The sequence below is a fragment of the Streptomyces sp. SKN60 genome, from assembly GCF_026236535.1.
Classification (GTDB): domain Bacteria; phylum Actinomycetota; class Actinomycetes; order Streptomycetales; family Streptomycetaceae; genus Streptomyces.
In genome coordinates this window covers 33,837-46,593 of the sequence record NZ_JAHTMW010000022.1, presented here as the reverse complement: position 1 = coordinate 46,593, position 12,757 = coordinate 33,837, and the positions used below count along the sequence as shown (strand labels likewise).

At 74.0% G+C, this 12,757-nt stretch carries 13 protein-coding genes; 4 read left to right on the top strand and 9 right to left on the bottom strand.

Annotated elements, in window-relative coordinates; genetic code table 11:
* The first annotated feature begins 58 nt into the window (after positions 1-58).
* The gene (locus KV205_RS29695; RefSeq protein ID WP_265867820.1) at positions 59-1,066 is read left to right on the top strand and encodes a Gfo/Idh/MocA family oxidoreductase; all 1,008 of its coding nucleotides are present in this window, start codon (positions 59-61) and stop codon (positions 1,064-1,066) included.
* Between the two features lie 31 nt (positions 1,067-1,097).
* Here KV205_RS29695 and KV205_RS29690 read toward each other — a convergent pair whose 3' ends face one another.
* From KV205_RS29690 to KV205_RS29675, 4 genes are read right to left on the bottom strand one after another with little or no spacing between them, the layout of a single operon-like run.
* Positions 1,098-1,541 carry a PaaI family thioesterase gene (locus KV205_RS29690; RefSeq protein ID WP_265867819.1) on the bottom strand — a complete coding sequence of 148 codons (444 nt, stop codon included), beginning with the start codon at positions 1,539-1,541 and terminating at the stop codon, positions 1,098-1,100.
* Between the two features lie 5 nt (positions 1,542-1,546).
* Positions 1,547-2,728, bottom strand: a complete 1,182-nt coding sequence (locus KV205_RS29685) for a cytochrome P450 (RefSeq protein ID WP_265867818.1) — start codon at positions 2,726-2,728, stop codon at positions 1,547-1,549.
* A 9-nt stretch (positions 2,729-2,737) separates the two neighbouring features.
* Entirely contained in the window at positions 2,738-3,520 is a 783-nt protein-coding gene (locus KV205_RS29680) for a response regulator transcription factor (RefSeq protein ID WP_265867817.1), read from the bottom strand.
* Complete coding sequence (locus KV205_RS29675; RefSeq protein ID WP_265867816.1) at positions 3,517-4,749, bottom strand: sensor histidine kinase; 1,233 nt, start codon at positions 4,747-4,749, stop codon at positions 3,517-3,519. Before KV205_RS29675 ends, KV205_RS29680 begins: the two co-directional genes overlap by 4 nt.
* A 167-nt stretch (positions 4,750-4,916) precedes the next feature.
* On the opposite strand from KV205_RS29675, the gene KV205_RS29670 reads away from it, so the two are divergent.
* Positions 4,917-5,135 (top strand): hypothetical protein, encoded by a 219-nt coding sequence (locus KV205_RS29670; protein ID WP_265867815.1) that lies wholly within the window; start codon positions 4,917-4,919, stop codon positions 5,133-5,135.
* 7 nt (positions 5,136-5,142) lie between these two features.
* Here KV205_RS29670 and KV205_RS29665 read toward each other — a convergent pair whose 3' ends face one another.
* Complete coding sequence (locus tag KV205_RS29665; RefSeq protein WP_265867814.1) at positions 5,143-6,069, bottom strand: DMT family transporter; 927 nt, start codon at positions 6,067-6,069, stop codon at positions 5,143-5,145.
* Between the two features lie 228 nt (positions 6,070-6,297).
* Here KV205_RS29665 and KV205_RS29660 point away from each other — a divergent pair, with 228 nt between their 5' ends.
* Entirely contained in the window at positions 6,298-7,038 is a 741-nt protein-coding gene (locus KV205_RS29660) for an SDR family NAD(P)-dependent oxidoreductase (RefSeq protein ID WP_265867813.1), read from the top strand.
* A gap of 245 nt (positions 7,039-7,283) precedes the next feature.
* On the opposite strand, the gene alc is transcribed toward KV205_RS29660, so the two are convergent.
* Complete coding sequence (gene alc, locus KV205_RS29655; protein ID WP_265867812.1) at positions 7,284-8,399, bottom strand: allantoicase; 1,116 nt, start codon at positions 8,397-8,399, stop codon at positions 7,284-7,286.
* 1 nt (position 8,400) lies between these two features.
* The gene (gene allB / locus KV205_RS29650) at positions 8,401-9,756 is read right to left on the bottom strand and encodes an allantoinase AllB (protein ID WP_265867810.1); all 1,356 of its coding nucleotides are present in this window, start codon (positions 9,754-9,756) and stop codon (positions 8,401-8,403) included.
* A 326-nt stretch (positions 9,757-10,082) separates the two neighbouring features.
* Between allB and KV205_RS29645 the strand changes: the two genes are divergently transcribed.
* Positions 10,083-10,892 (top strand): IclR family transcriptional regulator, encoded by an 810-nt coding sequence (locus tag KV205_RS29645; RefSeq protein ID WP_265867809.1) that lies wholly within the window; start codon positions 10,083-10,085, stop codon positions 10,890-10,892.
* A 65-nt stretch (positions 10,893-10,957) separates the two neighbouring features.
* Here the strand turns inward: KV205_RS29645 and KV205_RS29640 are convergent, their stop codons facing one another.
* Together KV205_RS29640 and KV205_RS29635 are read right to left on the bottom strand one after the other, a co-directional pair.
* Positions 10,958-11,647 (bottom strand): ABC transporter ATP-binding protein, encoded by a 690-nt coding sequence (locus tag KV205_RS29640; RefSeq protein WP_265867808.1) that lies wholly within the window; start codon positions 11,645-11,647, stop codon positions 10,958-10,960.
* Complete coding sequence (locus tag KV205_RS29635) at positions 11,644-12,741, bottom strand: ABC transporter permease (RefSeq protein ID WP_265867807.1); 1,098 nt, start codon at positions 12,739-12,741, stop codon at positions 11,644-11,646. Before KV205_RS29635 ends, KV205_RS29640 begins: the two co-directional genes overlap by 4 nt.
* Positions 12,742-12,757 lie beyond the last annotated feature (16 nt).

The window sequence follows — 12,757 nt, the reverse complement described above, 5'->3', positions numbered from 1 at the left end:
GGTCCGGTTGTCCTGACCCTTCCTTGACACCCGCCGCGATCCGAACGACCTTGGGGCCATGCGGATCGGACTGGTCGGGACGGGACGGATCGGCGGATTCCACGCGGGAGTGCTCGCGCGGCACCCGGAGGTCGACGGTCTGGTCCTCGCGGACGCCGACCCGGCGCGGGCCGCGCGGGTGGCCGGGGCGCTCGGGGCCGAGGCGGCCCCGGACGTCGAGGCGCTGTTCGGGCATCACGCGCTGGACGCGGTGGTGATCGCCTCGGCGACGGCGGCGCACGCGGAGCTGATCGGGCGGGCCGCGGCGGCCGGGCTTCCGGCGTTCTGCGAGAAGCCGATCGCGCTGGGGATACCGGGGACGCTCGGGGCGCTGCGGGCCGTCGCGGAGGCCGGGACCGAGCTGCAGCTGGGCTTCATGCGGCGCTTCGACGCCGGGTACGGGGCGGCCCGGGAGGCCGTCGCGGAGGGCCGGCTCGGCCGGCTGCACACCGTACGGACGGCGTCCTCCGACCCGGCGCCGCCGCCCGCCGCGTATCTGCCGCTGTCCGGCGGTCTCTTCCGGGACTGCATGGTGCACGACTTCGACATGGTGCGCTGGGTGACCGGTCGGGAGGTCGTGGAGGTGTACGCGCGGGGCTCGGACGCCGGACCCGCGATGTTCCGCGCGGCGCACGACGTGGACACGGCGGCGGCGCTGCTCACCCTGGACGACGGCACGCTGGTGACGGCGACCGCGACCCGCTGCAACGGCGCCGGTTACGACGTACGGATGGAGCTGGCCGGGGAGTTGGCGCAGCTCGCGGTGGGCCTGGACGAGCGCACCCCGCTCGAGTCGGTCGAGCCGATGGGCCCGCCGCCGCCCGGCAAGCCCTGGCCCGGCTTCCTGGAGCGGTTCGCCCCGGCGTACGAGGCGGAGCTGGACGCCTTCGTACGCCTGGTGCGCGGCGAGCGGGACAACCCGTGCGACGGCGCGGAGGCCCTGAAGGCCCTGCGCATCGCCGAGACCTGCGAGCTGTCCCGCCGCGAGCACCGGCCGGTGCGCCTGGCGGAGATCCCGGCGTCCTGACCAGGCGCTGACCGGGGGTCCTGACCGGGCCTCAGGCGGAGTTCAGTACGGTCCCCTGCGCGACCGCGCACAGGGTCTCCGTGCCCTCCGTGCCGTCCGTGCCCTCCGTGTCCACGCAGAACAGGTCGCAGCGCACCACCGCCTGCCGGCGCCCGGCGTGCACCACGGTCGCGCGGGCGCGCAGCACCGTGCCGACGGCCGGGCGCATGTACTGGATGGAGAAGCCGGCGGTCAGCACCGCGGGGCCGAGGGCCGAGCCCGCCGCGAAGGTGATCGCGTTGTCGGCCGCGTAGGAGAGCACGCCGCCGTGCACGAAGCCGTTCTGCTGGCGGTGCTCGTCGCGGATGTCGAGCTCCAGCGTCGCCGCACCGTCGCCGAAGGCGGCGATCCGGGCGCCGAGGAGACGGCTGAAGGGCTGGGCGTCCAGGACCTTGCGGGCGAGGTCGGCGTCGAGTTCGGAGGGCAGGGAGGTCATGGGCGTCACCATACGACCGGGAGCCGGCGGGTGCCGCGGATCAGCAGACCCGGCAGCCACTCCAACGAGCCCGCGTCGGGGTCGAGTTCCAGCCGCGGGAAGCGCTCCAGAAGCGACCGGATGGCGATCTTGCCCTCCAGGCGGGCCAGCGGGGCGCCCAGGCAGTAGTGGATGCCGTGGCCGAAGGCGAGGTGGCCGCGCGGGTCGCGGTGGACGTCGAAGCGGTCCGGGTCCGGGAAGCGGGCGGCGTCGCGGGCGCTCGCGGCGAGACCGACGAGGACCACGGAACCGGCGGGTATCACCGTCCCGGCGATCTCCACGTCCTCGCTGGAGAAGCGGTACGTGGCGGCCTCGACCGGTCCGTCGAAGCGCAGGCCCTCCTCGATCGCCGCGTCGACGAGTCCGGGGTCGGCGCGCAGCGCGGCCAGCTGGTCGGGGTGGGTGAGCAGCAGCCGTACGGTGCCGGCGATGAGGTTGACCGTGGTCTCGTGGCCCGCGATCAGCAACAGATAGGCGAGGGCGCGCAGTTCGGGCAGCGAGAGTCGGTCGCCGTCCTCGGCGCGGGTGGCGATGAGCGCGGAGAGCAGGTCGTCCCGGGGGCCGGCGGCGCGCTTGTCCTCGATGAGTTCGTCGAGGTAGCCGCCGAAGCCCTCGACGGCCTCGCGTTCGGTCATCGCGCCGGTGGGGGCGACGAGCTCGTTCGACCAGGCGCGGAAGGAGTCGCGGTCGGCGGCGGGGACGCCGAGGAGTTCGCAGATGACGGTGATGGGCAGCGGGAAGGCGAAGGAGTCGACGAGGTCTGCGCGGCCCGCCGGGGCCATCGCGTCGAGGAGTTCGTCGGTGAGCTGCTGGATCCTGGGGCGCAGGGCCTCCACCCGGCGGCCGGTGAACTCGCCCGCGACGAGCTTGCGCAGCCGCGTGTGGTCGGGCGGGTCGATGCCGAGCAGGTTGGGGCCGATGACCTCGAACTCCAGCGGCACGAAGTCCATGACGACGGAGGGGTCCTTGATGAGTCTCTGGTCGGCGAGGGCGGCGCGGGCCTCGTCGTAGCCGACGATCAGCCAGGCGGGGATGCCCTCGGGGGTGAGGATCTCGTGGACCGGGCCTGAGGCGCGGAGCTTCGCGTAGTAGGGGTACGGGTTCGCGGTGAACTCCGCGCCGTACTCCCGCAGATCGGTGACCGACATCGGGTCAGGCTAGTCCGCTTGCTCGCCGTCGGGGAGGTCGAGCAGGCCTGCGTCGTGGACCAACAGCGCGATCTGGACACGGTTGTTGAGGCCGAGTTTGGCCAGAATGCGTGAGACGTGGGTCTTGACGGTCGGCACGCTCATGTACAGGGTGCCGGCGATCTCGGCGTTGGAGCGTCCCTGGCCGACGCAGACGGCGACCTCGCGTTCGCGCTCGGCGAGCGTGGCGAGGCGCTCGCGGGCGAGGGCGCGGCGGGACGGCGGCCGCTCGGCGGCGGGGGTTTCCGGGGCGGGGGCGTCCGGTGCAGGGGCCGGTGTGCGTCGGGCGACCTGGCTCATCAGCTGACGGGTGACGGCCGGGGACAGGACGGGGTCGCCGGCGGCGACCCGGCGAACGGCGGTGACGATCTCGCCGGGCGGGGTGTCCTTGAGGAGGAACCCGGCGGCGCCGGCCCGCAGGGCGCGCAGCACCTGCTCGTCGGCGTGGAAGGTGGTGAGCACGACGACCTCGGGCGCGCCGGGCCGGGCGCGCAGCCGCTCGGTGGCGGTGAGGCCGTCGACGCCGGGCATGCGGATGTCCATGAGGACGACGTCGGGTGCGAGCCGGTCGACGAGCTCGGGCACCTCGGCGCCGTCGGCGCCCTCGCCGACGATCTCGACGTCGTCGGCGCCGCCGAGCATGAGGGCGAGGCCGGCGCGGACGAGGGGGTCGTCGTCGACGACGAGCAGTCGGACCGGGGTCGGCTCGGACGGCGGGTCGGCCGGCCCGGCGGGCGGCGGGGTGGAGGTCATGCGGGCCACGGTAGCCAGGCGTGCAGCGCGAAGCCGCCGTCGGGGGCGGGTCCGTGCTCCATCCGGCCACCGGCGAGGGTGGCGCGTTCGGTGAGGCCGATGAGGCCCTGGCCCGAGCCGGGGACGGGCGGGACGGGTCCGGTGGGGGCGGGGTTGCGGACCTCGACGGTGAGTCCGTCGCCGGGGCGGCCGCGCAGGGTGAGGGTGACCTCGGTGCCGGGGGCGTGCTTGCGGGCGTTGGTGAGGGCTTCCTGGGCGATCCGGTAGACGGTGCGGCCGGTGGCGGCGGGCACCCGGTCCGGGTCGGTGACGGTGGAGTCGAGGACGACCTTCATGCCGGCCTCGCGGACCTCGTCGACCAGGGTGTCGAGGGTGGCGAGGGTGGGCTGCGGCCGGTCCTCGGCGCCCTCGTCCGGGGAGCGGAGCACGCCGATGATCTCGCGCAGGTCCTGCAGGGCCTCGTGGGCGCTGTCCCGGATGACGCCGGCGGCGCGGGCGACCTGCTCGGGCGGGGCGTCGGGCCGGAACTCCAGGGCGCCGGCGTGCACGCTGAGCAGGGTGAGCCGGTGCGCGAGCACGTCGTGCATCTCGCGGGCGATGGCCTCGCGGGCCAGCTGCTGGGCCTGCTGGGCGCGCAGTTCGGCCTCGGCCTCGGCCCGTACGGCGCGGTCGCGCAGCGCCTCGACGAGCAGGCGGCGGGAGCGCACCAGCATGCCCCAGGCGGTGACGAGCAGCACCAGGACGACGCCGACGCCGATGTTGAGGAGGGTGGCGGTGCCGGGGTCGGGGCGGGCGAAGACCTGCGCGGTGGAGGCGGCCATGGCGAGCAGCCCGATCCAGGCGACCTGCCGGAACGGGCGGCGCACGGCGACGCTGAACAGGCTCGCGAGCAGCGCGCCGCCCGCGGTCGGCGCGACGACGCTGACCAGGGACAGCGCGACGGCGAGGCCGACCGGCCAGCGGCGGCGCAGCCAGAGCGCGACGCAGGCGAGACCGCCGACGACCTGGTCGGCGAGGGCGACGGCCGCGCTGTTGTACTGCGCGCTGGTCTCGGCGGCGAGCAGTCCGACGAGCGCGGCGAGCAGGAACAGGATGGTGTCGACGATCCAGTCGCGCACGGTGCGGCGCGGCCGCGGCCCCTCCGGCCGGTCGCCGCCGTCGCGGGCGGCCTGGACCAGATGGGAGGGGAGCAGCCAGGTGTGCCGCTCCGGGCGGGCCGTGCGTGTCATACCGGAAATGTACGCAGGTGGGGGCCGGGGCGCGGCACGGAAGCCGCCGCGCGATACCAAAGTCGCACGGCTCGGGACTTCGGTCGTACGAAAGGCGGTACGGCGGGTCCCGGGTCCGATACCGACGGCCGACGCGAGCGGGGCCGCCGGTGGATCATGCTCGGGACATGAAGAGGTTTCTGGAGATCACGGGCTTTCTGTTGACGGTCTTCGGCGTCTGCGGGGTGCTCCGCGAGCTGACCGACGGCTGGTTCCGGCTGTTGGGGGTGACCCGTTTCCTGACCGACAACGTGTGGTTCCTGGCGGACCACGCGCTGTTCGCGAACATCGTGATAGCGGCGCTGGGCTTCGCGCTGATGGTGATGTCGGACCGGGTCAGAAGCTGACCGTCGCCTAGTGGGCGGCGCCGTCGGCGGCCCGGCGGCCCCACGCCGTTCCGGCCAGGACGAGGACGGCGCCCAGCAGGCCCACCACGCCGGGCCGGTCGCCCGCGAGCGCGATGCCGGCGGCCGCGGCCCACAGGGGTTCGGTGCCCAGGAGCAGGCTGACCCGGGACGGGGAGGTGCGGCGGACGGCCCACATCTGCACGAAGAAGGCGAAGAGCGTGCAGAAGACGGAGAGGAAGAGCAGGCCCGCCCACTCGCCGGAGCCGAAGTCCGCGGCGGCCGCCCACGGCGAGGCTCCGGTGCCGGGCGCGGCGGCGAGGAGCGCGAAGACGGCGACGGCGGCACCCAGTTGGACCGTGGTGAGGGAGAGCGAGTCGGCGCTGCGTACGGCCTTGATCCGGGACATCGCGAGCACGTGCACGGTACGGGCGAGGGCCGCGAGCAGCATCAGCAGGTCGCCGGTGCTGGGTGCGGTGAAGCCTCCGCCCTGGGTCAGCAGGATCACGCCGGTCACCGAGAGCGCGGCGGCGGCCAGGAAGGCGCGGGACGGCCGGGTGCGGGTGACGGCCGCCTCGGCGAGCGGTGTGAGGATCATGGTGAGGCTGATGATCAGGCCCGCGTTGGTGGCGGAGGTGTGGACGACTCCGTAGGTCTCCAGGAGGAAGATCCCGGCGAGGATCAGGCCGAGCACGCCGGCCCCGCGCCACTGCGCGGCGTTCAGCGCCCGCAGCCGGCGCCAACCCGCCGCGACCAGCACCGGCAGCACCACGGCGAAGCGCAGCACGAGCACGGCGAGCACGGTGTGGGCGGTGGTGATGCCCTTCGCCGCGAGATAGCTGGCGCCCCAGACCACCGCGACGAGCAGGACGGGCAGGTCGGTGAGCCAGGCGCGGCGCGGGGCGCCGAGGGGCAGCGGGGCGGCGAGGGACGACATCCGGTCTCCAACTCAGGGGGTGCGGTGGAGACTTCGGCGGCTCGCACACGGGGCGGGGGGGATCACCGTACCGGCGCGCGGCCGGTGGTGGCTACACGTTTCCCCCGACCGCTCCCCCCTCGGCTCGGCGTCCGATTCCCGCCAGCACCTCCGCCCCCGCCCATCTTTGATTGAACTCGCAACGAGATGCGGTACGACACCGCGTCACCGAGGTACGAGGAGTTCGAGATGTCCACGTTGAACGGCAAGGCGGTCCTGGTCACCGGCGGCAGCCGGGGCATCGGCGCGGCGACCGCCGTCCGGCTGGCCGAGGAGGGCGCGCACGTCGCCTTCACGTACGTACGGGAGGAGGAGCGGGCGCGGGCGGTCGCGGCCCGGATCGAGGCGGCGGGCGGCAAGGCGCTGCCGCTGCGCGCGGACGCGGCCGACGCCGGGGACGCGGCGGGGGCGGTGGAATGGGCGGCGGACGCGCTCGGCCGGCTCGACGTGCTGGTGAACAACGTGGGCGTCGGGGTCCTCGGCCCGCTGGAGTCGCTGTCGCTCGCCGAGGTGGACCGGGTCCTCGCGGTGAACGTCCGCGCGACCTTCCTGGCCTCCCAGGCGGCGGCCGCGCGGATGACGGACGGCGGCCGGATCATCACCATCGGCACCTGCATGACGCAGCGGGTGCCGGGGCCAGGCGGCACGCTGTACGCGACCAGCAAGTCGGCCCTCGTCGGCCTGACGAAGGCGCTGGCGCGCGAGCTCGGCGACCGGGGCATCACGGCGAACCTGGTCCACCCGGGCCCGGTCGACACCGACATGAACCCGGCGGACGGCCCGTACGCGGCGGGCCAGGCGGCGATGACGGCCCTGGGCCGCTTCGGCACGCCCGCCGAGGTCGCGGCGACGGTCGCCTTCCTGGCCGGCCCGGGCGCGGCGTACGTGACGGGCGCCGAGTTCTCGGTGGACGGCGGCCACGCGGCCTGACCCGGCACCCCATGGACCGGCGAGTGAGCCGAAGGGCGCGCCGGGGGAACAGTCGCGAGCGCGCGGAGGCTGCGAGGAACGAGAAGTCGAGCACGGTCGGGGCTGTGAGCCCGGCTCAAAGCGCCCGGAGGCGACCCGAGCCGTAAAAAAGGAGGGCGCGCGAGGGCGCACCGGTGCTGTCGGGTCGGTGCGCCCTCGTGCCGGGCGGGGTGTCGTGCCCGCCCAGATCGTGTGACCGGGTGGCGTCAGCCGCCCAGTTCCTGGTGGCGGGCGGTCAGCCGCGCCGTGCCCGCATCGGTGAGCGAGCCGAAGAGACGGAGGCGGGAGATGCCGCCGTCGGGGTAGATGTCGATCCGGACCCGGGAGCCGACGGCCGGCACGCCGAGGACGAAGCGGTGGTTGGTGTCGGGCTGGAGGCGGGTCCTGGGCAGGATCTCGGTCCAGTCCTCGGAGCCCTCGGCGGCGACGGAGAGCGCGGCCCAGCCGGCGCTGTTGCCCTTGAGGTACGCGGTGTCGATCTCGACGGCGCGGATCTCGGCCTCGGCGGCGAGGCTGTAGCGGATCCAGTCGTTGCCCTTGTCGCGGCGGCGGCGGGTCTCCCAGCCGTCGTCCATCTTGCGGGAGCGGCCGGGCTGGATGGTGTTGGTGGCCGGGGAGTAGAAGCGGTCGGAGGCGTCCTCGACCTGGCCGCCGTTCTCCAGGGCCGCGAGGTCGAAGGTGCCGAGCACGCCGAGCCACTCGGGGTCGGGGGCGACCTCGCCGTACACGCGGAGGCGGGCGATGCCGCCGTCGGGGTGCTGGTTGACGCGGAGGTGGGTGAAGCGCTGCTCGACGTCGACGGCGAAGCCGTTGGCGGCGTGGCCGCCGATGGCGGTGCGCGGCACGAGGGTCGTCCACTTGACGTCGTCGGCGAGCAGCTCCTCGGGCGAGGGCGAGCCGGCGACGGAGGCGGCCTCGACCGACACGGCCTGCGGGTAGTTGCCGCGGAAGTGGGCGGTGTCGACGACGAGGCCGCGGATGACGCCAGGGGCGCCGAGGCGCACGAGCGCCCAGTCGTGGTCGTCCTCGGTGGGGTGGGGCTGCGCGGCGGAGACGCCGCGACGGCGGCGGGTCTCCCAGCCGTCCATGATCTTGCCCTTGTGGCCGAAGTGCTCGGGGTCGAACTCGGCGGCCTCGGGCTTGAGCAGGTTCTCGCGCTCGGCGAAGAACTCGTCGTTCGCGGCGACGACGCCGGCACCGAGGCGCCGGTCGGCGAGGTCGGCGTACTGCGTGAAGGGGAAGTCGGCCGTGCGGTAGTCGGCGTAGGGGTCACCGCCGCCGTAGGGGCTGGCGTCGCCGGTGAAGGAGGGTATGGCGGACACGTCAGTTGGTCCTTTCGAGGAGGCGGCCGGCGGGGTCGGTGAGGGTGCCGCGGTGGTTGATGCGTTCGCCGTGGAGCCAGGTGGAGGTGACGACGCCGTGGAGGGTCTTGCCGGCGTAGGCGGTGACGCGGTTGCGGTGCTGGAGCCGGGCGGGGTCGACGGTGAAGGTGGCGTCGGGGTCGAGGACGGCGAAGTCGGCGTCCCGGCCGGGCTCGATCGCGCCCTTCCGGTCCAGGCCGGCGAGGCGGGCGGGGTTGGTGGACATCCAGCGGGCGAGGTCGGTGAGGTCGTGGCCGCGGCGGCGGGCCTCGGTCCAGATCGCGGGCAGCCCGAGCTGGAGCGAGGAGATCCCGCCCCAGGCGGAGGCGAAGTCCCCGGTCTTCAGATCGGCCGTGGAGGGGGAGTGGTCGGAGACGATGCAGTCGATCGTGCCGTCCGCGAGCCCCTCCCAGAGGGCGTCCTGGTTGACCGCCTCGCGGATGGGCGGGCAGCACTTGAACTCGGTCGCGCCGTCGGGGATCTCCTCGGCGGTCAGGGTGAGGAAGTGCGGGCAGGACTCGACGGTGATCTTCACGCCCTCGGCCTTGGCGGCGGCGATCAGCGGCAGCGCGTCCGAGGACGACAGATGCAGGACGTGGACGCGGGCGGCCAGGCGGCGGGCCTGGTCGATGAGGTTCTGGATCGCGGTGTTCTCCGCGATACGGGGCCGGGAGGCGAGGAAGTCGGCGTAGGCGGGGCCGGGCTTCTGCGGGGCGGCGTCCAGCTCGTGGGGGTCCTCGGCGTGGACGATCATCAGCCCGTCGAACCCGGCGATCTCGGCCAGCGAGGCGGCGAGCTGTTCCTGGTCGAGCTGCGGGAACTCCTCCACCCCGGAGGGGGACAGGAAGCACTTGAAGCCGAAGACGCCGGCGTCGTGCAGGGGCCGCAGGTCCTTGACGTTGTCCGGCACCGCCCCGCCCCAGAACCCGGTGTCGACGTGGGCCTTCGGCGCCGCGACCTCCCGCTTGATCCGCAGGTGCTCGACGGTCGTGGTCGGCGGGAGGGAGTTGAGGGGCATGTCGAGGAGGGTGGTGATGCCGCCGGCCGCGGCGGCACGCGTCGCGGTGTGGAAGCCCTCCCACTCCGTCCGCCCGGGGTCGTTGACGTGGACGTGGGTGTCGACCAGGCCGGGCAGGATCACGTCGTCGCCGACGTCCTCCAGCCGGGCGCCGGCCGGGACCTCGGCGTCGTGGGGCCACACGGCCGCGATCGTCCCGCCCGCGACGGCGATCGACGCCGCGCGCGTCCCCTCGGGCGTGATCACCCGCGTCGAACGCAGGACCAGATTGACGTCCACCCGTACCCCTTCTCCTCGCATCCGCTTCCGCGGAACCGAAAATTCAACGAACTGTTGAAGGAGTCTGCGTGCGTGACGACATGCCGTCAAGAGCACGTTTCCAGGATCGCCCGGCGCGACCCGCCCCCGCGAGGGCCGATTGGACGTTTCCATGAAGTGGAATGGAAATTTCGTACAGTAGAACGTAGCTCCGTACATGCGGGGCGCACCAGGAGCCCGCGAGGCGGCCGCCGACCTGGGACAAACACCCCCCTGACCGGCCCGGACGCCGAGACCTGTGCCGTGTGTCCGGCTCGGCGGCCCGGTAGGCTGCTGCCTTGCCCGCCTGCCCCGAAAGGACCGTTGCCGTGCCGACGTCCAGCGCCAGCACCACCGACGCCGCGAAACCCGCCGCCGCGAGCGGTGGCGTCCAGTCCCTCGAGCGTGCCTTCGATCTCCTCGAGCGGATGGCCGACGCCGGCGGCGAGGTCGGGCTCAGCGAGCTCTCCGCCAGCAGCGGCCTGCCGCTGCCCACCATCCACCGCCTCATGCGCACCCTGGTCGCCTGCGGCTACGTCCGCCAGCAGCCCAACCGCCGGTACGCCCTGGGCCCGCGCCTGATCCGGCTCGGTGAGTCCGCCTCCCGGCTGCTCGGCACCTGGGCCCGCCCGTACCTGGCGCGGCTCGTGGAGGAGACCGGCGAGACGGCGAACATGGCGCTGCTCGACGGCGACGAGATCGTCTACGTCGCCCAGGTGCCCTCCAAGCACTCGATGCGCATGTTCACCGAGGTCGGCCGCCGGGTGCTGCCGCACTCCACCGGCGTGGGCAAGGCGCTGCTCGCCGACACCCCGGCCGACGAGGTGCGCGCGCTGCTCGCCCGTACCGGCATGCCCGCCGCCACCGAGAAGACCATCACCACGCCCGAGGGCTTCCTGGAGGCCCTGGCGGCGGTCCGCGAGACGGGCTACGCGGTCGACGACAACGAGCAGGAGATAGGAGTCCGCTGCCTCGCGGTGCCGGTGCCCAACTCCCCCACCGCGGCGGCCATCTCCATCTCGGGCCCGGCGGGCCGCGTCACCGAGGCCGCCACCGAGAAGATCGTCCCGATCCTGCAGCAGGTCGCCCAGGAGCTGTCGGCGGCACTGGTGAACACGGCGGGCAACGGCCAGGCCTAGGGGGCACGAAGAAGGGCGCCCGGAGCATCTCTGCTCCGGGCGCCCTTCTTCGTACCGCGGCTCGGTCACACGGCCGCGGGCGCCGTCTCCTCCGTCAGCCGCCCGTCCTGCACCGTCACCACCCGGTCCGCGCGCCCCAGGTGCGCCCGGTCGTGGGTGACGAGCACCGTGGCGGTGCCGCGCTCCGCCGTCAGACCGGCGAGGAGCTCCATGACGGCCGCGCCCCGCTCGTGGTCCAGGGCGCTGGTGGGCTCGTCGACGAGGAGCACGGAGGGCTCGTTCATCAGCGCCCGGGCGATGTTGACGCGCTGGCGCTGGCCGCCGGAGAGCTGGTGCGGGCGCCGGTGCGCCTGCTCGGCGAGGCCCACGGCGTCGAGGAGCCCGGCGGCCCGGTCCCGTACCGCCCGGCTCGTCCGGCCGGACAGGTGCCCCATGACCTGGAGCTGTTCGAGCGCGGTGAGCGAGGGCAGCAGATTGGGCTGCTGGAAGACGATGCCGATGCGGTCGCGGCGCAGCTCGGCGCGGGCCGCCGGGCCGAGCGGGCCGGTCTCGGTGCCGGCCACGACGACCCGGCCGCTGTCCGGGGTGACCAGGGTGGCGGCCACGGCGAGCAGGCTGGACTTGCCGGAGCCGGAGGGGCCGACGACGGCGGTCAGGGTGCCGGCCGGCACGTCGAGGGAGACCGCGTCGAGGGCGGTGAGCCGCCCGTCGCCGTCGGGATAGGTCAGGGTCACGTCTGCGAGCAGCAGGCTCATCGGGCACTCCCGAGGGCGGTCAGGGGGTCGACGGCGGTGATCCGCCGGATGGACAGGGCCGCGCCGAGCGCACCGAGCACGATCATCACGGCGGCCGGGCCGAGCACGGTCAGCGGCTGGAGCACGAAGGGCACGTCGCCGCCGCTGATGAGCGCGCCGATGCCGACGGCGAGCCCGGTACCGAGCAGGGTGCCGGCGGTGAGCATGACCAGGGCCTGCCCGAGGGCGTCCTTCAGGAGGTACGGGGTGGAGGCGCCGAGCGCCTTGAGGACGGCCACGTCGGCGCTGCGCTGGATGGTCCAGACGGTGAAGAAGGCTCCTATGACGAGCGCGGAGATCACGAAGAGGAAGCCGCGCATGAGCTGGAGCGAGCCGTTCTCGGCCTGGTAGGACCCTATGGCGCCGAGGGCCTCGTCGGGCGTCTTCGCCGAGGTCTTCAGGGCCGTGTCCCCGGCCGCCCAATCCACGGCAGTGCCGGAAGCGGTCAGGGCGATGACGGTGGCCTGTTCCTCGGGCGTCGTGCCGCTGTGGCCGAGCTTCTGCCAGTCGGTGAGGGAGGTCCAGACGACGGGGGTGTGGCTGTACGAGGCGTCTCCGGCGACCGCCGCGACGGTGGCGTCCAGGGTGCCGAGCCGCACCGCGTCCCCGGCCCCGACGCCCAGCTCCTCGGCCGCCGACTCGGAAAGGATCACCCGGCCCGGGCCGAGCTTCGCCCCGGCGCCGGTCTCCGGCGCGAGGCCCGAGCCCGGCTCCGTACCGAAGGCGGAGAGGGCGGCGGTGCGGTCGCCGGCCGCCGCGTTGAGGGTGCGGATGCCGAGCGGCGCGGCGGCGTCGACGCCGGGGCGGGCGGCCCAGGCACGCCACTGGGACTCGGTGACGGTCGAATTGGTGAAGGAGACCGACTGGCCGGCGGGCGGGGCGGCGAAGGCCAGCCGGTCCGCCGGGAGGCCGGTGATCGCCGAGATGTTCTCGCGAGCGAGCCCGGCGGTCAGTCCCGAAAGAAGTCCGACGAGCAGCGTGATCAGCACGATCACGGTGCCCATCAGGGTGAAACGCCCCTTGGCGAATCTCAGGTCTCTCCATGCCACGAACATGGGACCCAGACTGCTC

What these genes read in the sequence shown, in the direction of transcription:
- KV205_RS29695 (WP_265867820.1), top strand. Translation starts at nt 59, where the DNA reads ATGCGGATCGGACTGGTCGGGACGGGACGGATCGGCGGATTCCACGCG.
- KV205_RS29690 (WP_265867819.1), bottom strand. Translation starts at nt 1,541, where the DNA reads ATGACCTCCCTGCCCTCCGAACTCGACGCCGACCTCGCCCGCAAGGTC.
- KV205_RS29685 (WP_265867818.1), bottom strand. Translation starts at nt 2,728, where the DNA reads ATGTCGGTCACCGATCTGCGGGAGTACGGCGCGGAGTTCACCGCGAAC.
- KV205_RS29680 (WP_265867817.1), bottom strand. Translation starts at nt 3,520, where the DNA reads ATGACCTCCACCCCGCCGCCCGCCGGGCCGGCCGACCCGCCGTCCGAG.
- KV205_RS29675 (WP_265867816.1), bottom strand. Translation starts at nt 4,749, where the DNA reads ATGACACGCACGGCCCGCCCGGAGCGGCACACCTGGCTGCTCCCCTCC.
- KV205_RS29670 (WP_265867815.1), top strand. Translation starts at nt 4,917, where the DNA reads ATGAAGAGGTTTCTGGAGATCACGGGCTTTCTGTTGACGGTCTTCGGC.
- KV205_RS29665 (WP_265867814.1), bottom strand. Translation starts at nt 6,069, where the DNA reads ATGTCGTCCCTCGCCGCCCCGCTGCCCCTCGGCGCCCCGCGCCGCGCC.
- KV205_RS29660 (WP_265867813.1), top strand. Translation starts at nt 6,298, where the DNA reads ATGTCCACGTTGAACGGCAAGGCGGTCCTGGTCACCGGCGGCAGCCGG.
- allB (WP_265867810.1), bottom strand. Translation starts at nt 9,756, where the DNA reads ATGCGAGGAGAAGGGGTACGGGTGGACGTCAATCTGGTCCTGCGTTCG.
- KV205_RS29640 (WP_265867808.1), bottom strand. Translation starts at nt 11,647, where the DNA reads ATGAGCCTGCTGCTCGCAGACGTGACCCTGACCTATCCCGACGGCGAC.
- KV205_RS29635 (WP_265867807.1), bottom strand. Translation starts at nt 12,741, where the DNA reads ATGTTCGTGGCATGGAGAGACCTGAGATTCGCCAAGGGGCGTTTCACC.